Source organism: Cupriavidus sp. FW305-26, assembly GCF_058787975.1.
Window position 1 is genome coordinate 1 of record NZ_JBYTAH010000069.1, and the last position, 19,344, is coordinate 19,344.

A 19,344-nucleotide genomic window follows, 5' to 3' on the forward strand; every position below is an offset into this window, starting at 1 on the left:
TCGCAACTCCAAGATAACAGTGGTGGGCTTGTTGGCCCTTTTTGTTTCTAAACGGTCACGCAGATCGGCGATGAACCGTATTTTTTCTTCAATGACGGCTTCAGACTGGCTGCGGTCATACAGTCATAGGTATGACTGCTGCGGCATTAACTTTCTTCAATCGCCTGGGTCGTGGGGTTCAAAAGTTGGAGCTTCTTCAAGACCTCGTTCAGTTCCACACCAATGCCTACGGTCAGAGGCTGGATGCGGTCGTGCTCCTTCCGCATGAACTCGCGAGCGTTGGTTTTCTTATAATAATCTCCTGCGTACCAGAACGACTCCAAGAAGATTATCCACTTCTCTTCCCGCCTGCCAGTGGCATCCTCGTTCAGTTCTGGACGGACGATGCTGCGGTGCTTTGACGTGTTGGTCAAGGCATTAAGGTACTTGTAGTCATCGCCATTTGTAATCTCGCGGAACAATCCACAGAGCTTGTCGTACTCGGGATGCCCAGCATCGCGCTGCTGCTCTAGGAGCTTGAGGACTTCCTTGGCATAAATGTCCCGCTCCTTGAGGGGCTTGGGGAGCTTATCCAGCCCCAAGGAGTAATAGAGCATGTGGGAGCAGGTATCCGCCACGGCATGCAGGCTCTGGACGAAGGCAGCGATATTCGCCCTGATCTTCAGCATCAGGTAACTAAACTCATCGTAATCCTCGTAGATCCCCCACAAGCCCCTCTCCTTCAGTTTGGATTCGATGTATTCGTTCATCATTTCCAAGGCTTCGTGGTAATGATAGCGGCAGAACTCAGGTCTGTCTGTCATGGACCTTACGCTTGGATGCGCCTTCTTCCACTGCGCCGCACCGAATACCGCAGTGACCAGTTCCTTGGTCAATCCAATGTCCCATTCAGGGTACTTCTTTTCTTCAGTTTCAGAATCGACGTCCATTTTTCTCCTTGTTTGGCACGGATATCTCTAAGTTGTTAGTCCACGTACGAACCTTAACTGTCCATGCAAACTTTGTCCTGAAGGACTGTAATGGGTCGGACGGCGACCGTTGCATCGACCGGTTGAATCCGCAGGCGTTCTGCGGCCCTCAGTCCCCAAGACCAAATCGCCCATGCTCCCAGGATGGGGCGTCAGCCGGTTACACGGCTGCCCACCCCGCCCAACATCACTCAACCTGCAACTCCTGTCCCTGCACCACAGCCAGCTCACTCAGCACCTGCGTCTCATGCGCCAGCCAGGCCGCGAGGGAAAGCAAGCTCTCCCATGTCCCCTGCTCCAGATCCACCGGCTCCAGACTCGAAGCCCCATGCTCGCTAGCCATAAGCAACAGCCCATGAAGCTGCGCCGCCCGTTGCACCGCGAGACTCAACGGATTCTCCCCCGGACTATGCGCGGTCACGAGCATATCGACACCATTGTGTTCCGCTGTAATACCGTGATGACTATGGCTATACATGGCGCACCTCCGGATACGCGGTCCGCGCACGCTGCTGCATTGTGAAGGTACTGGAGATTGCCAATCGCCCAGAATGGGCAAGTAAGAACTGAAGCATGGGAATGCCCCCTATCCATACAGGTTCAGTCCCGCTCCCCGGGTGTTGATTGGGGTGGGCGGGCACAAGGCAGGGTTAGCAGACCGGTGAATAGGGGAAAGCCGGCGAGCCCGAAGGCTCCCCTGCCAAGGCCCGCCCAGAGAAGGGCGCGCGAAGGCACGGCGAACGTAAGGATACCGCCAGAAGGCGGCCGTTCGACCTATTCATCCGGGCTGCTAAACCCGGTCGCCACGACGCAGCGACGAACCCAGTATGAAGAGAGGCAGCAAGCGCGAGTATGGGCAAACTCTTAAAAGCGCGCCCAACCGAACCCTCAGAACCCCAAACTAGCCAACAAATCATCCACCTGCGCCTGGTCCGACACCACATCCGGCTTCCCTTCCGGATTCACCTGCGGCCCATTCATCAGCGTCGACGGTGCCTGCACTTCCACCCGCCGCTCTGACGGCACATTGTCGATCAGCACCTGCAGCAGCTCCTGCTCCAGCGTGCGGATCATGTCCATCATCTTCTTGATGACCTGGCCGGTCAGGTCCTGGAAGTCCTGCGCCATCATGATGTCGAGCAGGTGGCTGTTGGTGGCGCGGGCCTGGCCGGGCACGTCGGACAGGAAGGCGCGGGTATCGAGCACCAGTGAGCGGGCGTCAGCCAACTCCACCGGCTGCTCGAACCAGGCCCCCCAGCGCTTGTCCAGCGTTTCAGCCTGCTGCTCAATGCCAGACTGGATTGGCTGCGCCAGTTCGACCGCGTTCAGCGTGCGCTCGGCGGCCTGCTCGGTCATTGCGGCGATGTAGTTGAGCCGGTCGCGCGCATCGGGGATGGCCTGCGCGGCGCGCTCGATCTCCTTGTCCAGGCCGAGCTCGCGCATATTGTCGCGCAGCATCCGCGTCAGGTTGCCGATGCGCAGGATCAGTTGCTCGGCGGAATCATTGCTCAGGGTCGGGGTCATGGAAACGCGCCTCCGCCTCAGCCGCCGAGCTTCTCGAAGATCTTGGTGATCTTCTCGTCCAGCGTGGCGGCCGTGAAGGGCTTGACCACATAGCCGTTGGCGCCGGCCTGGGCCGCGGCGATGATGTTTTCCTTCTTGGCCTCGGCGGTCACCATCAGCACCGGGATCTTGCCGATATTGGCGTCGGCGCGGATCGCCTGCAGCATGGTCAGGCCGTCCATATTGGGCATGTTCCAGTCCGAGATCACGAACTGGAAGCTGCCGTCCTTGGCCTTTTCCAGGCCAGCGGCGCCGTCCTCGGCTTCCTCGACGTTGACGAAACCCAGCTCCTTGAGCAGGTTGCGGATGATCCGGCGCATAGTCGGGAAATCATCCACGACCAGGATCTTGATGTTCTTGTCCACTTTTGAGGGCTCCACGTAAATGCAGTTATGACTTGTTGGTCCGGCTTTGTTGTTTCGGCTTGCCGGCTCGACTAGACGCGTTGCGCGCGCGTGCCGTATGTGGCCAGGCGTGCCATCACGCGCTGGGTCATCGCCGGCAAGGGCACGACTTCATGCACGCCGCCGGTGGCGATCGCCTCCTTCGGCATGCCAAACACAATGCATGTGTGCTCGTCCTGGGCCAGGTTGTAGGCACCGGCCTCGCGCATGCGCAGCATGCCGCGCGCGCCGTCCTTGCCCATGCCGGTCAGGATCACGCCGATCACGTTCTTGCCGCCATGCTGCGCGGCCGAATCGAACAGCACGTCGACCGACGGGCGGTGGCGATTCACCGGCGCTTCCTGCGACAGGTGCGCGACATAGTTGGCGCCGCTGCGCGCGAGCAGCAGGTGCGAATCGCCCGGCGCGATATACGCATGGCCGGGCAGCACGCGCTCGCCGTGCACGGCTTCCTTGACGGTGATGCGGCACAGGCCATCCAGCCGCTGCGCGAACGAGCGCGTAAAGCCGGCCGGCATATGCTGGACGATCATGACCGCCGGGCTGTCGGGCGGCAGCGGCATCAGGAATTCCTTGATGGCCTCGGTGCCGCCGGTGGAGGCGCCCAGGATGATCAGCTTTTCGGTCGACAGCAGCGGGCTGCGCAGCATCGGCACGGGCTCGGTGCCGGCCGCCGTCGGCGCGGCCGGTTGCGCGGCCGCGCGCACGCGGGCGCGCGACGCGGCGCGCAGCTTGTCGGCAATGGTGTGGGTGTATTCCAGCAGCCCGTCGCGGATGCCCAGCTTGGGCTTGGTAACAAAGTCCACGGCGCCCAGCTCCAGCGCGCGCATGGTGATCTCGGAACCGCGCTCGGTCAGCGACGACACCATCAGCACCGGCATCGGCCGCAGCCGCATCAGGCGTTCCAGGAAGTCCAGGCCGTCCATGCGCGGCATTTCGACGTCCAGCGTCAGCACATCCGGGTTCAGGCGCTTGATCAGGTCGCGCGCCACCAGCGGGTCGGGCGCGGTGCCCACCACTTCCATGTCGGGCTGGCTGTTGATGATCTCCGTCATCAGGCTGCGGATCAGCGCGGAATCGTCCACGCAGAGCACCTTGATCTTGGCGGCTGTCATGATTGATCGTGCTTGTATTGGTTTCAGGCAAGCTGGCGCGAGAAAGACTGCCGCGCAAACAATTCAGGCGATTGCGCCGGCGCCCGCGCCGAGGTGGCAATGGCGCGGGCCAGTGCGCGCTCGTCGCGCGCCACCGAAACCTGGTCGTCCTGCCGCGTCAGGCGGCGCACCAGCGCCAGCCCGCCGACCGGGAAGTAGCTGACACGGCGCGCATGCGGGCCGCGCAGGTCCTGCGCCGCAACGCGGATCTCCTCGGTCTTCAGGTAGCGCAGGACGAAATCCGCGTTCCGCTCGCCGATATTCAGCGTGGTCATATTGGCCAGCACCGCCCCGCCGCCGAAGACCTTGGCCTCCAGCCGCTCGCGGCGCGCGCCCATCTTGAGCAGTTCGTTGATCAGCACTTCCAGCGCATAGCTGCCGTAGCGCATCGACGCCGACAGCATGCGGTCGGCGCTGCCGTCGTCATCGGGCAGCATGAAGTGGTTCATGCCGCCCACGCCGGCGCTCTCGTCGCGGATGCAGGCCGCCACGCACGAGCCCAGCACGGTGGTCAGCACCACGTCCTCGCGGGTCACGTAGTACTCGTTGGGCAACAGCTTGATGGCCTGCTTGCCGAACTCGCGGTCGAAATACGTGCGCGTGGCAAGCGCTTCGGGCAGATGGGGCGTGCGCATCACGGCCTTCCCGCCCTGGCCGCGTCCGGCGCCAGTTCATATACGGTCTGCCCGCGCAGCTGGAACGCGCGCGTGACATAAGAGAAGTTCTCCGAGTGGCCGGCAAAGAGCAGCCCGTGCGGTTTGAGCAGCGGCACGAAGCGCTCCAGGATGCGTCCCTGGGTCGGCTTGTCGAAGTAGATCATCACGTTGCGGCAGAAGATGGCGTCGAACTGCTCGCGCATGCCCCAGTCGGGCGCGAGCAGGTTCAGCGGCTCGAACGCGATGGTGGCGGCCAGCTCCGGCTTGACCTTGACCGACCCGGTGCGCGGCCCGGTGCCCTTCAGGAAGAAGCGCTTGAGCCGTTCCGGCGACAGCCGCGCGACCTGCTCCGCGGAATACACGCCGCCGCGGGCCTTGGCCAGCACCTGGGTGTCGATGTCAGTGGCCAGCACCGTGCCGGCGCGGTCGCCCAGCGCCTCCGCCAGCGTGATGGCGATCGAGTACGGCTCTTCGCCGGTGGACGCGGCCGAGCACCAGACGCTGTAGGGGCGGCCGGTCTTTTTGGCGTGCTCGGCCAGCAGCGGGAAGTGATGGGCCTCGCGGAAGAACGAGGTCAGGTTGGTGGTCAGCGCATTGGTGAAGAACTCCCACTCCGAAGAGCGGTCGTCAGCGTCCAGCAGCGCCAGGTACGAGGCGAAGTCCGACAGCTGCAGCGTGCGCAGCCGGCGCACCAGCCGGCTGTAGACCATCTCGCGCTTGTGGCTGCCCAGCGAGATGCCCGCGCGCCGGTGGATCAGTGCGCGGATTTTCTCGAAATCGCGTTCGGTCAGCAGGAAGTCGCGCGCGTCGTCGCGCCGCAGGATGGCGCCCGGCGCAAGGACCGACCCGGTCTGGCCGGGAACGCTGGCGGCGGTGCGGAACGGCGTCATGGGATTTGTTTCAGTGGTGCGTGCGCAGGGTCAGGCCAGCTCGGCCTCGACCAGCGCCATCTCGGCGCTGGTCATCAGGCGTTCGATGTCGATCAGCACCAGCATGCGGCCGTCGATGGTGCCCAGCCCGGTCAGGTGCTCGGTCGAGATCGACACGCCGAACTCCGGCGCGGGCTTGATCGCATCGCCGGTCAGCGTCAGCACATCGGACACGCCATCGACCACGATGCCGACCACGCGGCCGGCCACGTTCAGGATGATGACCACGGTCTGGTGGTCGTAGCGCACGTTGCCCAGGCGGAACTTCAGGCGCAGGTCGACGATCGGCACGATCACGCCGCGCAGGTTGGTCACGCCCTTGATGAAGTCCGGCGCGCTGGAGATGCGGGTCACGGTCTCGTAGCTGCGGATCTCCTGCACCTTGAGGATGTCGATGCCGTATTCCTCCGACCCCAGCGTGAAGACCAGGAACTCCTGGCCCGAAGCGTCGCTTCCGGGGGTATCGATGTGTCCGATGCCGGCCATGATGTCTAGTTCTCCTGTGTTTGGTCGGTTACTGCGCCAGCGCCGGTTCCTGCCGGCGCACGCCGGTGCGCTGCAGCGCGCCGACATCGACGATCAGCGCCACGCTGCCGTCGCCAAGGATGGTCGCCGCCGAGATGCACGGCACCTTGCGATAGTTGGTTTCCAGGTTCTTCAGCACCACCTGGTGCTGGCCGATCAGCTGGTCCACCAGCAGCGCAAAGCGCTTGCCTTCGGCCTGCAGGATCACGGCAATGCCATGCGTCGGCTCTTGCAGCGCGTCGGCGACGTTGAAGACGCGGTGCATTTCCAGCAGCGGCAGGTATTCGCCGCGCACGTGCATGACGCGATCGGAGTTGGCGGCGGTGTGGACATCCTCGGCCTTGGGCTGCAGCGACTCCATCACGCAGTTCAGCGGCAGGATGAAGGTCTCTTCGCCCACCTTGACCGACATGCCGTCCAGGATCGCCAGCGTCAGCGGCAGCACGATGCGGATGGTGGTGCCCAGGCCCGGGCGCGAGCTGATCTGGACGTGGCCGCCCATCTCCTGGATATTGCGCTTGACCACGTCCATGCCAACGCCGCGGCCCGACACGTCGGTGACGACCTCGGCAGTGGAGAAACCCGGCGCGAAGATCAGCTGCCAGACTTCCTCGTCGGTGATGTTCTCCGACACCGGCAGGCCGTTCTGGATGGCCTTGGCCAGGATGCGTTCGCGGTTCAGGCCGCCGCCGTCGTCGCTGACTTCAATGACGATATTGCCGCCATGGTGCTGCGCGGACAGGATCAGCTGGCCGGTCGCGTCCTTGCCGGCGGCCACGCGCTTGTCAGGGGTTTCGATGCCGTGGTCCAGGCTGTTGCGCACCAGGTGCGTGAGCGGATCGATGATGCGTTCGATCAGGCTCTTGTCCAGTTCGGTGGCCTTGCCGAAGGTGACCAGGTCGATCTGCTTGCCGAGCTTGCTGGCCAGGTCGCGCACCAGCCGCGGGAAGCGCGAGAACACATAGTCCATCGGCATCATGCGGATCGACATCACCGCTTCCTGCAGGTCGCGCGCATTGCGCTCGAGCTGGCCCATGCCGGAGAACAGGCGGTCGAACAGCACCGGGTCCAGCGCCGAGGCGGTCTGCGCCAGCATCGACTGCGTGATCACCAGCTCGCCCACCAGGTTGATGATCTGGTCGACCTTTTCGGTCGGCACGCGGATCGAGCCTTCGCCGTGCGCGGCGCTCGCCTGCGGCTTGGCCTTCTCGCGCGCGGCGGCGGGCGCCGCCGCTGCGGGGGCCGTGGCGACCGGGACGGGCGCCGGGACAGGGGCCTCGACCACCGCGGGAGCAGCAGCAGGGGCCTCGGCTTCGGCTTCGATCACGATCTGGTCCAGGTCGATCACGAAGCAGCACACCGCGATGATGTCGTCGGCGCTGCACTGGGTGTTGAGCCACACCACCAGTTCGCCATTCACCTCTTGCTGGCCGGTGATCTCGCCCAGGTTGGCCAGTTCCTCGCGCAGCAGCGCCTGGTCGGAGGCGGAAACCCGGATCAGGCGGATCTTGAGCCCGCCGCCCGCAGGAGCAGCAGCGGGGGGCGTTGCGGCAACAGGTACGGGCGCCGGGGCAGCTGCGCCGGCATGGCCGGCGGCTTCCTGCGCCAGCTGTTGCAGCACGGCGCAGATGCGCGCCAGCGTTTCCGGATCGGGTTCGGTGCCGTTGCGGTAGGCGTTGAGCTGGTCTTGCAACACGTCCTTGGTTTCCAGAAAGGTGTCGATGATGGTCCTGGTCAACGCCAGTTCCTGCCGGCGCGTGCGGTCCAGCAGGTTCTCGAAAATATGGGTGGTCTCGGTCAGCGCCGCGAAGCCGAAGGTGGCAGCCCCGCCCTTGATGGAATGCGCCGCCCGGAAGATCGCGTTCAGATGCTCGGGATCGGGCGACTCAATGTCCAGGCCGAGCAGCAGCTGCTCCATTTCGACGAGCAGTTCTTCCGCTTCCTCGAAGAAGGTCTGGTAAAACTGTGTGATATCGATATCGACAGACATGGCGTCCTGAGTCACTTGGTTACTGCACTGGCGCTGCCGCAACGGCCGCGCGTCATGGTTTGCTGCCCGTGGGCGCAGCCGCGGGCGCTGAGGCCGCTGCCAGCCCTGCCTGCATCTCCTGCGCGGCCTTGCCGGCCTGCGCCGCCACCGTGACCTCGGCAGCGCTGGCGTTCTCGGCCTCGAAGCGCGCCTGGGCCTTGTGGTTGAGCACCACGATGCTGATGCGCCGGTTCACCGGCGCCAGCAGGTCTTCCTTGTCCAGCGGCATGGTCGCGGCCAGGCCCAGCACGCGCAGCACCTTGCCCTCCTGCATGCCGCCGGCGATCAGCTCGCGGCGCGAAGCGTTGGCGCGGTCGCCCGACAGCTCCCAGTTGCTGTAGGTGCGCTCGCCGTTGGAATAGTTGGCCGCATCGGTATGGCCCGACAGGCTGACCTTGTTGGGCAGCTCGTTCAGCACCGGCCCGATCTCGCGCAGGATGGTGCGCATATAGGTCTCGACCGTGGCGCTGCCGGTGCGGAACATCGGCCGGTTCTGCGTATCCAGGATCTGGATGCGCAGCCCCTCGCTGGTGATGTCCAGCAGCAGCTGCGGGCGGAACTGGCGCAGCACCGGGTTGTTCTCGATGATCTGCTCGAGCCGCTGCTTGAGCGCGCGCAGGCGCTGCGCTTCCTGCTGCTCGTTGCGCCGCTGCTCGTCGCTGGGTTCGTTGGTGCGCGCGCGCATGGTGTCGCCGTCCTTGCGCAGCGCATCCTGGCCGCCGCCCGGGATCACGCTCGGGGTCTGGCTGCTCTTCTCGCCGCCGACGATGGCCACCTTGAGCGGCATGCGGAAGTACTCGGCAATGCCTTCCAGCGTCTTCTTGTTGGCGCTGGACAGCAGCCACAGCACCAGGAACAGCGCCATCATCGCCGTCATGAAGTCGGCGTAGGCGATCTTCCAGCTGTGGTTGCCGTGCGGCCTGGCGTGCGACTTTGCCCGGCGGACGATGATCGGACGCATATCGTGTGCGCTGCTCATGACGGTGCCCCTTGCTGCTTGCGCGCCTTAATTCAGGCTCTTGACTTCACGCACGTGGTCGTCGAGCTCAAGGAACGACGGCCGCACCGTGGAATACAGCACCTTGCGGCCGAATTCCACCGCCACCAGCGGCGCGTAACCGTTGAGCGAGGCCAGCAGCACCACCTTGATGCATTCGTAGACCTTGACGTTCTCGGATACCTGCAGCTCGATGCGCGCGGCCAGCGGCGAGACAAAGCCATAGGCCAGCAGGATGCCGAGGAAGGTGCCGACCATGGCGTGCGCGATCAGCGCACCCAGCTCGGCCGGCGGCAGGTCGGCCGAACCCAGCGCGTGCACCACGCCCATCACCGCGGCAACGATGCCGAAGGCGGGCAGCGCGTCGCCGACGCGCGACAGCGCATGGGCGGGGATCTCGGCCTCGTGGCGGAAGGTCTCGATCTCGTGGTCCATCAGGGCCTCGATCTCGAAGGCGTTCATGTTGCCGTTGACCATCATGCGCAGGTAGTCGGTGAGGAATTCCATCACCACCGGATCCGACAGGATGCGCGGGTACTGGCTGAAGACGCTGCTGGCGGCGGGGTCCGCGATTTCCTTTTCCAGGAACAGGATGCCTTCGCGCCGTGCCTTGGACAGCAGCACGTACAGCAGCGACATGACGTCCAGGTACAGCTCTTTCTTGTACTTGGAACTCTTGAACAGGCCCGGCAGGGCCTTGATGGTGGCCTTGATGGCCTTTGCTGTATTGGTGGCGATGAAGGCGCCGAAGGCGGCGCCCCCGATGATCACAAATTCCGCCGGTTGATATAGCGCGCCCATGTGGCCGCCGGTCATGGCGTAACCGCCAAGCACCGCCACAACCACGACGACATAGCCAAGAACTACTAGCACGATCGGATCCCCGTCTAAATACGCGCGTCAGTCACGCACAATTGCCCGGGCACGGGCGAACGGAGAGTGGTCCGTCCGCCAGCGCTGCAAGCTTGCCAGCCGGCGGACCTTGACCAGGATCAGGCGTTGGTCTGCACGGCGGCGGCGTCTTTCGAGAGCTTCTTCACTTTCCCTGCGCGTGACGGCGGACGGCACAGGCTGCACACAAAATTCGCGTGCGGCTCATACGCGTGCGTGACAAACTGCCCGCCGCAACACGTGCACCGGGACAGCTGCAGCATGTTGCTCTCGAAGAACCGTACTAACGTCCAGGCACGCGTGAAACTTAAGACAATTTCGCCGCCGAGCAGCGAAACATGCTCAAGGTACAGGCGGTAGGCAGCCACCACCGCGCGAATGCCCACGGTCTCGCCCTCCTGCACCATGAACTGGTAGGCAGAGAAGAACAGCGACGAGTGGATATTCGGCAGCCAGGTGGTGAACCAGTCCGTCGAGAAGGGAAGCATGCCCTTGGGGGGCGAGACGCCGCGCAGCTCCTTGTACAGGCGGATGAGCCGGTCACGCGACAGCGTGGTCTCGGCTTCAAGCACCTGCAGGCGCGCACCCAGGCCGATCAGCTCGATCGCAAGCTGGGTCTGGTTCGCATCCTGGAGCACGCTCTTGCGGCTGGGAACGGAGGTGGCCGTGTAACTCCGGGTCGGCTCGGCCTGCAGGAGCGCGGTCAATTGAGCGACTCCACAGGCTGGCGTGCAAGCAGGATCGCGGCGTGGATCTGCTGCATGTCATGACTCTTGGCCGTGTGGGTGAGAGTGGACAGAAGCGCATGGTCGTCGAAGCGGAACCTGCACAGCACCATGTTGGATGCCGCCAGCTTGACGAGTTGCGCGGAAGTCAGCTTGGCAAGAATATCCGCAATTTCCTTGCTGACCCCGAGCCGGAACATGGCTTCGACCTGGTTTTCGCGCACCAGGCGTTGCGCGAGCAGCAGATAGGCGAGGTTAACCTCCCTGATCTCCTGGAGAACTTCACTGCTTTCCAATTTATCCCCGCTACCAAAAACCCACCGTGGCCGCTTGTCCGGCGCTTACCGATGCCCTTGCGGGCCCGGCGACCAGATCGTTTGTATGCGGCTGGGCGGGTACAACGTACGACTAAGGAACTACGCCCGTGTCAAACTGCAATCAACTCCGTTACAAGTGTTACAGAGTGTAAGTGAGACTGTTACGTTTATATCGGCAATCGACCCGCAATGCCAATCCCTACTTACGCGGGGGGGAACCAAATGTCGCATGGAACATACATGGGCACGCACATTTTGTAACAGTTCACATCCCTGACACTTGATCTGGCGCAAACCAGTTCTGCAAGCGTCATTTCTGCAAACGCGCGACCAGCGCCTTCGGTAGCCTGCTGGATTCCTCTATTGACGAGTGCCGCATGTGGCGTTCAGCACGCAGACACTGTCCGTCATCCCTGTACGAAATTCATGGCCGGAGGCAGCGGGGCCGGATTCCGACCGCGCCCTCAGTGCCCGAACATGCGCCGCAGCCATGCCGCCAACCGGTCGAACACATCGTCGGGCGCTTCGCGGAACAGCGCCGGGCGCATGCGCTCCACCTGCTCCAGCACGCGCGAGGCTTCTTCCGGCCGCACCGAGCCGTACTCCAGGGCGAGGCCCAGCATGCCGCGCAGCTCGCCCACACGTGCGCGGCCAGCGGCTTCGCTGTCTTCGGTCTGCAGCGCGTACATCAGGTCATAGGCGCGCTGGCGCAGGCTTTCGGCCAGGCGCCATGCGGGCGTGCGCATGCGCTCTTCCAGCACCCGCACGTCTTCCGCGGAAGCCGCCACCTGCGTGGCGAGCGCCTCGGTGAAGGCAGCATCGGCGCCGCATTCCGACAGCACCTGCGCCGCCCATTCGCGCGCATGCGCCAGGCGCTGGTCCGGCGTCCACTCCGGCTGCACCGCCAGCCCGAAGCCAAAGCGCTGGGCATCGCGCATCAGCGCCGCCAGCGCATTGGGCAACTGCTTGTCGAACACGCGGCGGGCCCAGCCGTATTCACCGCCGGACAGCAGCCGCGAGACCGCGCGCTCGGTGAGCGGGCCGTCATGCTGCAGCAGCCGCGCGCGCAGGAATTCCTGGAAATCGGGCGGCAGGAACTCGCGGTCCAGGCCGCTCGAGACCCCGACGAACTGCTCGAATTCCTTGCGCAGACGGGCCGCATCGTCATGCGGCAGAGCCAGGTTGATCTCGGTCGTCATAGCCTTGCCATCCGGGACGCCGCGCGGCCCGTTGCCAGTGGGGATCAGAACGCGCTCCAGTCGCCGTTGTCGGCGGCTGCCAGCGCGGGCCGCGAGGCTCTGCCTGCGACCAGCCGCGCCGGCTGCGTGGCGACGGCATCTGCCGCCTCGGCTGCGGCGGCATGGTCCGCCGCAGGCAAAGCCGCGGCCTTCGTGCTGGCGGGCAGGGCCTTGGCGACCCGCTTGCCGGCAGCGATGGCGCGCACCGCGCCGGCGGCACGAGACACCTTGGCCGGCACTGCCGTCGCCGCAGGCAGCGAGTGGGCCACGAACGAATCCGCGCGGGCATCCTCGGCCGCCAGGCGGAACGTCGCCACGGCCCCCTGCAGCCGGCTGGCCTGCTCTTCCAGCGCGCCTGCGGCGGCGGCGGCTTCTTCCACCAGCGCCGCGTTCTGCTGCGTGCCCTCGTCCATCTGTGCCACGGCCTGGTTGACCTGCTCGATGCCCGCGCTCTGCTCGGCCGACGCCGCGCTGATCTCGCCCATGATGTCGGTCACGCGCTTGACCGCCTGCACGATCTCTTCCATGGTCTTGCCCGCCTGGCCCACCAGCGCCGAGCCGTTGTCCACGCGCTCCACCGTATCGCCGATCAGCCCCTTGATCTCCTTGGCCGCGTTGGCGCTGCGCTGCGCCAGGCTGCGCACCTCGCCCGCCACCACCGCGAAGCCGCGGCCCTGCTCGCCGGCGCGCGCAGCTTCCACCGCCGCGTTCAGCGCCAGGATGTTGGTCTGGAAGGCGATGCCTTCGATCACGCCGATGATGTCGACGATCTTCTTCGAGGCATCGTTGATCTCGTCCATGGTCTGCACCACCCGGCCCACCACTTCGCCGCCGCGCAGCGCTGTCTCCGACGCGTTCGCCGCCAGCCCGCTGGCCTGGCGCGCGTTGTCCGCGTTCTGGCGCACCGTGCTGGTCAGCTCTTCCATGCTCGACGCCGTCTGCTCCAGCGCTGCCGCCTGCTGCTCGGTGCGTTGCGACAAGTCGTTGTTGCCCGCGGCGATTTCACGCGAGGCGCTGCCGATGGATTCGGCCGACACCTTGAAATCGCGCACCATGCGCGACAGCTGCTGCTGCATCTGCTGCATCGCATAGACCAGGCTGCCCTTGTCGCCTGCGCGCGTGGCCACCGGTGCGGAGAAGTCGCCTTCGGCAATGCGCGCGGCAATCGCGGCGGCATAGCCCGGCTCGCCGCCCAGCTGGCGCGACAGCGCCCGCGCCAGCAGCACGCCCAGCAGCACCGACAACGCCACGCCGCCCAGCACCAGGCCCAGCATCCACAGGCGCGTCGCGTCGTAAACGCTGCGCGCTTCTTCCATGTTGTTGCGGGCGCGGTCGTCGCGGCGCTTGACCATCTGGAACATCACCGCTTCCAGCGCATGGCTGTCCTTGAGCAGCTCGGCGCTCTCGGAGAACACCTGGCTTTCAAACTGCGAGGTATCCAGCGGCTGCTTGCTGATCAGTTCGACGTACTTCTCCATGCGCGCGCGGAACGCCGGCGACAGCTCCTGGTACTGCTTGACCAGTGCCTTGCCCTCGGCCTTCTCGAAAGCGCCAGCGACCTGGCGGATGCGCTCGTCCATGGCGCCGAGCGACTTCACGATCTGCTCCTTCTCGGCCGCCCGCTCGCCCATGGTCGATGCCGACAGCAGCCCGATCTGCGCGCGGCTGGCATAGACCAGGTTGATATTGGCGTCCTGCACGGCCTTCAGCGCCTGCAGGTCGCCGTTGTAGATCTTGCCGGTCCAGTCGGCCATGCGCCCCATGTTGACCACACCCAGCAGCCCCATCACGGCGCCGATCACGGCAACGACCAGGAATCCGGCAACCAGCCTGGTCGTGACGCGCAATTGATTGAACCAATGCATAGCAACTCCCCCTTGTAACTGAAGCCTCGGGCGCGGCGTGCCGCACCCGTTTTGTACGCATGCAGGCCGGTGCTCCGCGCCTGCCTCGTCTTTGATTCGGACTAGGCCTGTGCCAGTGACTGGGCCGCATCGGCACGCGCATGGGCCGGCAGGCGCTGCGGACGCACCTCGGCCTGCATGCTGACGCGGAACGTGGCGATGGCGTCGCGCAGGCGCATGGCCTGCTCTTCGAGCGAGCCGGCGGCGGCGGCGGCTTCTTCCACCAGCGCCGCGTTCTGCTGCGTGCCCTCGTCCATCTGCGCCACGGCCTGGTTGACCTGCTCGATGCCCGCGCTCTGCTCGGCCGACGCCGCGCTGATCTCGCCCATGATGTCGGTCACGCGCTTGACCGCCTGCACGATCTCTTCCATGGTCTTGCCCGCCTGGCCCACCAGCGCCGAGCCGTTGTCCACGCGCTCCACCGTATCGCCGATCAGCCCCTTGATCTCCTTGGCCGCGTTGGCGCTACGCTGCGCCAGGCTGCGCACCTCGCCCGCCACCACCGCGAAGCCGCGGCCCTGCTCGCCGGCGCGCGCCGCTTCCACCGCCGCGTTCAGCGCCAGGATGTTGGTCTGGAAGGCGATGCCTTCGATCACGCCGATGATGTCGACGATCTTCTTCGAGGCATCGTTGATCTCGTCCATGGTCTGCACCACCCGGCCCACCACTTCGCCGCCGCGCAGCGCTGTCTCCGACGCGTTCGCCGCCAGCCCGCTGGCCTGGCGCGCGTTGTCCGCGTTCTGGCGCACCGTGCTGGTCAGCTCTTCCATGCTCGACGCCGTCTGCTCCAGGGCTGCCGCCTGCTGCTCGGTGCGTTGCGACAAGTCGTTGTTGCCCGCGGCCACCTGGCGCGTTGCCGTGGAGATGCTGGCCATGCCTTCCTGGATCTCGTGCACCACCGACTGCAGGCTGCGCTGCATGGTCTGCATGGCCTGCGCCAGCGCGCCGATCTCGTCGGCGCTGCGGTGCTCGAAGCGCGTGGTCAGGTCACCCGCGCCCATGCGCAGCGCAAAGTCCAGCATGTGGCGCACCGGACGGTGCACGCGCGCCAGCAGCATGGTGCCTGCCGCGAACGACGATGCCAGCGCCAGCGCAAAGCCGCCCCACAGCCACGGGCGCACCGCGGCCACGCCTGCGCCGCCCAGGGCTTCCACCGCAACCAGTGCGGCCAGGAACCACACCATCCCGCCGGCCTGCGCCCACAGGATGCGGCGCTTCAGGTTCAGGTGCAGCAGACCCTGCACCAGGCCGCGCAGCCCGGTGCGGACCACGGCGCCGTGGCGGATCGCCAGCCCGTCCGCGCGGCCTGCCCGGAAGCGTGCATAGGCAGCGCCGGCGGCTTCCACCTGCTCGCGCGTCGCCATCGAGCGCACCGAGGTGTAGCCGACCACGCGGCCATCGACACGCGTGGGCGTCACGGTCGCGTTGACCCAGTAGAAGTCGCCGTTCTTGCGGCGGTTCTTGACCACGCCCATCCAGGTGCGGCCGGCCTGCAGGTCCTGCCACAGGTCGGCAAACGCTTCCGGCGGCATGTCGGGATGGCGCACCAGGTTGTGCGCCGCACCGAGCAGCTCCTCGGCCGCAAAGCCGCTTGCCTCGATAAAGGTGCGGTTGGCAAAGGTGATCCGGCCTTTGAGGTCCGTGCGCGAGATCAGGTAGTCCGATGGGGAGAGCTTGTATTCGCGCTGCGTAACGGGTTGGTTGTTTCGCATCTATGACAGTACTGCAGGCCCGGGCGCGGCAAGTTGCTGCACCCCGGGCGGGTTCGGTCCGGCAGGCGGGGCGCCGGCCGGACAACGTTGGCGCTGCCGCGGGATCACGCCACCGCTTCGAGCGCGGCGAGTTCTTCGGTGTTGAGCAGCTTCTCGATGTCGACCAGGATCAGCATGCGCTGCTCGACCGAGCCCAGCCCGCGGATGTAGTCGGTCGCCAGTTCGCCGGAGAAATGCGGCGTGGGCTTGATCTGCTCGGCTGCAAGGGTCAGCACGTCGGACACGCCATCGACCACGATGCCGGTGGTGCGGTCGTTGAGGTCTACGATGATGACGACCGTGTACTGGTCGTAGCTGACGTTCTGCTGGCGGAACTTGATGCGCAGGTCGATGATCGGCACGATGATGCCGCGCAGGTTGATCACGCCCTTGATGTAGTCCGGTGCGTTGGCAAGCTGGGTGACCGACTCGTAGCCGCGGATCTCCTGGACCTTCAGGATGTCGACGCCGTATTCTTCCCGGCCCAGCGTAAAGGCCAGGAACTCTTCGCCCGCGCCGTCTGCCTTGTCGATGTGCTTCATCGTCTAGCCCCCCAAAATTGGCTCATGCTGGTTTGCTGGCGCTGCTGCGGCCAAGGCCGCTGGCTGGCACCGGGGCATGACTTCGCCCACCAGTGTTTACGGCAGCAATCCGGGGGACTGAAGGGCGACGCCCGGCTTTCCTTACCCTTCCGAGGTAGGGTGCGCGGTGGACAGCAGCGCCGTCACGGCCCGCATCAGCTGGTCAGGATCGAAGGGCTTGGGCAGGAAACCCGAGGCGCCGGCGGCGCGGGCCTGTTCGCGGATGCTGCCGTCCTGCTCGGTGGTCAGCATCAGGATGGGAATGCACGCATAGCGCTCGGTGGCGCGCAGACTGCGGATCAGCGTGAGGCCATCCATGCCGGGCATGACCTGGTCCGTGACCAGCATGCCGAAGCTGGCGCCGGCCGCGAGCGCATGTGCCTGGTCGCCGTCGGCCGCCTCGGTCACGTCAAACCCTCCTGCGCGCAGGCAGGCGCCGATCATGCGACGGAGCGAAGGGGAATCGTCGACGACGAGGATGCTGGGCGATGACATGGGCGCCTCCGGTTTGCAGGACTCGGTTGATCCGCCAGGATGGACAGCACGGGCAGCGCAGCCGGCGACGGACGGGCCGGCGCAGGGCTGCGCCGCAAACGCTGGCAGCCTGCCAGACCGGTTATCGGCCGCGTCACGGACAAACTTTAGCCGTCAGGCGCCGCCCTGCTCGCGCAAGGCATCGGCAAAACCGGCAGCATCCAGCGGCAGCGACAGCAGGTAACCCTGCACCTCGTCGCACCCCATCTCATTGAGGATTTCCAGCTGCGATGCCGATTCAACGCCCTCGGCCACGACCTTCATGCGCAGTTCGTGCGCCAGCGCCACCATCGAGCCGACGATGGCACGGCCCTGCGCATCGGTGTCGAGCCCGCCGATCAGGGTGCGGTCGATCTTGAGCGTGCCCACGCGCAGGCGCTTGAGATAGCCCAGGCTGGAATAGCCACTGCCAAAATCGTCCAGCGCCACCTGGATGCCGAGCGACTGCAGCTCGGCCAGCGTTTCCAGCGACTTGCCGATGTCCTTCATCGCCGCGGTCTCGGTGATCTCCAGCGTGATCGCCGAGGGCGGGATGTCGTGCTGGTGGATCTGCTCGAGCAGGTATTGCGGGAAATTGCGGCTGGCAAAGCGCAGCCCCGAGACATTGATCGCCACCGGCACGGTGGGCACGCCGGCGTCCCGCCACTGGCGCACCTGGCGGCAGACGCTGGTCAGGACCCAGTCGTCGAGCTTGTCGATCTGGCCCGACTGCTCGGCCACGGTGATGAACTCGGCCGGGCTCACCTGGCCCAGCGCGGGATGGCGCCAGCGGCATAGCGCTTCGGCCCCCACCAGCGTGCGCCGGCGCGCATCGTACTTGGGCTGGAACTGCAGCGACAGTGCGTCGTCCTGGATCGCCAGCCACAGGTCGCGCCGGATCACGCGGGTGCGGCGCGCGCGTTCGCCGGCGGCGCTGTTGAACAGGCGCACCTGGTTCGAGCCGCTCTGGCGGGCCTCGGCCAGGCTGACGCGCGCGGCCTGCATCAGCGCCTCCGAGGTCTGCGCATCGCGCGGGTAGATGGCAATGCCGATGTTCACGCCGATCTGCATCTGCAAGCCGCGCGCGGCGATGAACTCGGCCAGCGAGCCGAGCATGCGCGAACCCAGTTCCTGCGCGCGGCCATGATGGACCAGCTCCGGCACGCCCACGGCAAACTCGTCGCGCGCCAGCCGGGCCAGGAAGTCATGCGGCTCCAGCACGGCCTGCGCCAGCGCGCCGGCGTCCTGGGCCAGGATATCGTCGGCGCGGATCTCGAAGACCTCGTCGACTTCGCGGTAATCGGCAATATGGATCAGCAACACGGCGCAGCCGCTCTCGGCCAGCCGCGCCTGCGCGATCGTCTGGTCCAGCCAGCGGCCGAAGGCGACGCGGTCGGGCATCGTCGTTGCCACGCTGTACTCGCCCACCGTGCCCTGCCCGCGCGCTGCGGCACGCACGGTAAGACGGCCGGGGCGGCCGGGAATGCGCGCGCCGCGCCGCGCCAGGCGGGGCTCGTGCCCGCGCGGCAGGCCGTGCGCCTCGTCCACCAGCTCATCGGCCAGGCCGGCTTCGTGGTGCGCAGCCAGCAAGCCACGCGACTGCGCGCGGTGGACGGCGAACATCAGCGCGCACAGCGCGGTCAGCCCGCCCGCCAGCCAGGCGGGGTGCGGCAGGCCGGCTGCATCGATGCAGGCGCGCGCCGAGACCGAGCCCGCGCCACAGGCGCGGCCCAGGTGGGTGCCGGCCGCGGCCACCAGCCCGGCGCCAGCGACGACCGCCATGAGCGCCGCACCGCGCCACAGCCGCGTGCCCTGGCGCAGCCACTGCACCAGCAGCTTGGCAGCCGCGGTGGCTGCTGCTGCGGCGGCGAAGCTGGCCGCCATCTGTGCCGTGTCGTTGGCCGCCGGCACGCTGCCCGACAGCATCACCACCAGTACGGGCAGGCTTACGCTCAGCTGCGATAACAGTGCCGCCGACCAGGTCAGCATGCGCAGCGAGCGGCCACCGGCTGACTGGTCCGCACGCCCGGCGCGAACGCCGAGGGCGGCGGCCACGCCCAGCAGGGCAGCCAGCAGCAACAGGATGGAACTCAGGGCAATCATTGGGCTGCGCGATGATGAAGAGAATGCGCGAAGAAGGTCAGGACGCGGGGCAAACCCCGCATCATGGCATCTTGCGGTCGCCGTGTGAACAGGGCA

At 66.0% G+C, this 19,344-nt stretch carries 19 protein-coding genes; all 19 read right to left on the reverse strand.

Annotation, left to right across the window (positions count from 1 at the left end; genetic code table 11):
• Positions 1-146 precede the first annotated feature (146 nt).
• Entirely contained in the window at positions 147-929 is a 783-nt protein-coding gene (locus tag AC3WQZ_RS28540) for a hypothetical protein (RefSeq protein WP_492301714.1), read from the reverse strand.
• A gap of 226 nt (positions 930-1,155) precedes the next feature.
• On the reverse strand, positions 1,156-1,446 hold the full coding sequence (locus tag AC3WQZ_RS28545; RefSeq protein ID WP_492301715.1) for a hypothetical protein: 291 nt from the start codon (positions 1,444-1,446) through the stop codon (positions 1,156-1,158).
• 410 nt (positions 1,447-1,856) lie between these two features.
• Complete coding sequence (gene cheZ / locus AC3WQZ_RS28550; protein ID WP_492301716.1) at positions 1,857-2,492, reverse strand: protein phosphatase CheZ; 636 nt, start codon at positions 2,490-2,492, stop codon at positions 1,857-1,859.
• A 17-nt stretch (positions 2,493-2,509) separates the two neighbouring features.
• Positions 2,510-2,896 carry a chemotaxis response regulator CheY gene (gene cheY / locus AC3WQZ_RS28555; RefSeq protein WP_116313348.1) on the reverse strand — a complete coding sequence of 129 codons (387 nt, stop codon included), beginning with the start codon at positions 2,894-2,896 and terminating at the stop codon, positions 2,510-2,512.
• Positions 2,897-2,967: 71 nt separating this feature from the next.
• Positions 2,968-4,050: a protein-glutamate methylesterase/protein-glutamine glutaminase gene (locus AC3WQZ_RS28560; RefSeq protein WP_436224354.1), complete on the reverse strand. Its 1,083-nt coding sequence runs from the start codon at positions 4,048-4,050 to the stop codon at positions 2,968-2,970.
• Between the two features lie 23 nt (positions 4,051-4,073).
• Entirely contained in the window at positions 4,074-4,724 is a 651-nt protein-coding gene (gene cheD / locus AC3WQZ_RS28565) for a chemoreceptor glutamine deamidase CheD (protein WP_010812706.1), read from the reverse strand.
• Positions 4,724-5,635, reverse strand: a complete 912-nt coding sequence (locus AC3WQZ_RS28570; RefSeq protein WP_010812707.1) for a CheR family methyltransferase — start codon at positions 5,633-5,635, stop codon at positions 4,724-4,726. Before AC3WQZ_RS28570 ends, cheD begins: the two co-directional genes overlap by 1 nt.
• Positions 5,636-5,665: 30 nt before the next feature.
• Positions 5,666-6,160: a chemotaxis protein CheW gene (locus AC3WQZ_RS28575; protein ID WP_010812708.1), complete on the reverse strand. Its 495-nt coding sequence runs from the start codon at positions 6,158-6,160 to the stop codon at positions 5,666-5,668.
• A gap of 28 nt (positions 6,161-6,188) precedes the next feature.
• Positions 6,189-8,189, reverse strand: a complete 2,001-nt coding sequence (cheA, locus tag AC3WQZ_RS28580) for a chemotaxis protein CheA (RefSeq protein ID WP_492301718.1) — start codon at positions 8,187-8,189, stop codon at positions 6,189-6,191.
• 52 nt (positions 8,190-8,241) lie between these two features.
• Entirely contained in the window at positions 8,242-9,207 is a 966-nt protein-coding gene (gene motB, locus AC3WQZ_RS28585; RefSeq protein WP_010812710.1) for a flagellar motor protein MotB, read from the reverse strand.
• A 27-nt stretch (positions 9,208-9,234) separates the two neighbouring features.
• Positions 9,235-10,098: a flagellar motor stator protein MotA gene (gene motA / locus AC3WQZ_RS28590; protein ID WP_010812711.1), complete on the reverse strand. Its 864-nt coding sequence runs from the start codon at positions 10,096-10,098 to the stop codon at positions 9,235-9,237.
• Between the two features lie 119 nt (positions 10,099-10,217).
• A complete protein-coding gene (gene flhC, locus AC3WQZ_RS28595) occupies positions 10,218-10,823 on the reverse strand; it encodes a flagellar transcriptional regulator FlhC (protein WP_011616430.1) in 606 nt (201 codons plus the stop codon).
• Complete coding sequence (gene flhD, locus AC3WQZ_RS28600; RefSeq protein ID WP_010812713.1) at positions 10,820-11,137, reverse strand: flagellar transcriptional regulator FlhD; 318 nt, start codon at positions 11,135-11,137, stop codon at positions 10,820-10,822. The genes flhC and flhD overlap by 4 nt, the downstream gene beginning before the upstream one ends.
• Before the next feature lie 485 nt (positions 11,138-11,622).
• On the reverse strand, positions 11,623-12,357 hold the full coding sequence (locus AC3WQZ_RS28605) for a DUF4088 domain-containing protein (RefSeq protein WP_010812714.1): 735 nt from the start codon (positions 12,355-12,357) through the stop codon (positions 11,623-11,625).
• 44 nt (positions 12,358-12,401) lie between these two features.
• A complete protein-coding gene (locus tag AC3WQZ_RS28610) occupies positions 12,402-14,261 on the reverse strand; it encodes a methyl-accepting chemotaxis protein (protein ID WP_011616428.1) in 1,860 nt (619 codons plus the stop codon).
• A gap of 101 nt (positions 14,262-14,362) precedes the next feature.
• Positions 14,363-16,012, reverse strand: a complete 1,650-nt coding sequence (locus tag AC3WQZ_RS28615) for a methyl-accepting chemotaxis protein (protein WP_439669598.1) — start codon at positions 16,010-16,012, stop codon at positions 14,363-14,365.
• A 104-nt stretch (positions 16,013-16,116) separates the two neighbouring features.
• Entirely contained in the window at positions 16,117-16,593 is a 477-nt protein-coding gene (locus AC3WQZ_RS28620) for a chemotaxis protein CheW (RefSeq protein ID WP_010809863.1), read from the reverse strand.
• A 141-nt stretch (positions 16,594-16,734) separates the two neighbouring features.
• Positions 16,735-17,127 carry a response regulator gene (locus AC3WQZ_RS28625; RefSeq protein ID WP_010809862.1) on the reverse strand — a complete coding sequence of 131 codons (393 nt, stop codon included), beginning with the start codon at positions 17,125-17,127 and terminating at the stop codon, positions 16,735-16,737.
• 153 nt (positions 17,128-17,280) lie between these two features.
• Positions 17,281-19,248 (reverse strand): putative bifunctional diguanylate cyclase/phosphodiesterase, encoded by a 1,968-nt coding sequence (locus AC3WQZ_RS28630; protein ID WP_010809861.1) that lies wholly within the window; start codon positions 19,246-19,248, stop codon positions 17,281-17,283.
• Between the last annotated feature and the right edge of the window lie 96 nt (positions 19,249-19,344).

Bases quoted from the DNA above. Each gene is read 5' to 3' on its own strand.
- AC3WQZ_RS28610 (WP_011616428.1), bottom strand. From the start codon at position 14,261: ATGCATTGGTTCAATCAATTGCGCGTCACGACCAGGCTGGTTGCCGGA.
- motB (WP_010812710.1), bottom strand. From the start codon at position 9,207: ATGAGCAGCGCACACGATATGCGTCCGATCATCGTCCGCCGGGCAAAG.
- AC3WQZ_RS28620 (WP_010809863.1), bottom strand. From the start codon at position 16,593: ATGAAGCACATCGACAAGGCAGACGGCGCGGGCGAAGAGTTCCTGGCC.
- AC3WQZ_RS28570 (WP_010812707.1), bottom strand. From the start codon at position 5,635: ATGACGCCGTTCCGCACCGCCGCCAGCGTTCCCGGCCAGACCGGGTCG.
- cheD (WP_010812706.1), bottom strand. From the start codon at position 4,724: ATGCGCACGCCCCATCTGCCCGAAGCGCTTGCCACGCGCACGTATTTC.
- AC3WQZ_RS28545 (WP_492301715.1), bottom strand. From the start codon at position 1,446: ATGTATAGCCATAGTCATCACGGTATTACAGCGGAACACAATGGTGTC.
- AC3WQZ_RS28540 (WP_492301714.1), bottom strand. From the start codon at position 929: ATGGACGTCGATTCTGAAACTGAAGAAAAGAAGTACCCTGAATGGGAC.
- cheZ (WP_492301716.1), bottom strand. From the start codon at position 2,492: ATGACCCCGACCCTGAGCAATGATTCCGCCGAGCAACTGATCCTGCGC.
- cheA (WP_492301718.1), bottom strand. From the start codon at position 8,189: ATGTCTGTCGATATCGATATCACACAGTTTTACCAGACCTTCTTCGAG.
- AC3WQZ_RS28630 (WP_010809861.1), bottom strand. From the start codon at position 19,248: ATGATTGCCCTGAGTTCCATCCTGTTGCTGCTGGCTGCCCTGCTGGGC.
- AC3WQZ_RS28605 (WP_010812714.1), bottom strand. From the start codon at position 12,357: ATGACGACCGAGATCAACCTGGCTCTGCCGCATGACGATGCGGCCCGT.
- AC3WQZ_RS28560 (WP_436224354.1), bottom strand. From the start codon at position 4,050: ATGACAGCCGCCAAGATCAAGGTGCTCTGCGTGGACGATTCCGCGCTG.
- AC3WQZ_RS28615 (WP_439669598.1), bottom strand. From the start codon at position 16,012: ATGCGAAACAACCAACCCGTTACGCAGCGCGAATACAAGCTCTCCCCA.
- AC3WQZ_RS28575 (WP_010812708.1), bottom strand. From the start codon at position 6,160: ATGGCCGGCATCGGACACATCGATACCCCCGGAAGCGACGCTTCGGGC.
- AC3WQZ_RS28625 (WP_010809862.1), bottom strand. From the start codon at position 17,127: ATGTCATCGCCCAGCATCCTCGTCGTCGACGATTCCCCTTCGCTCCGT.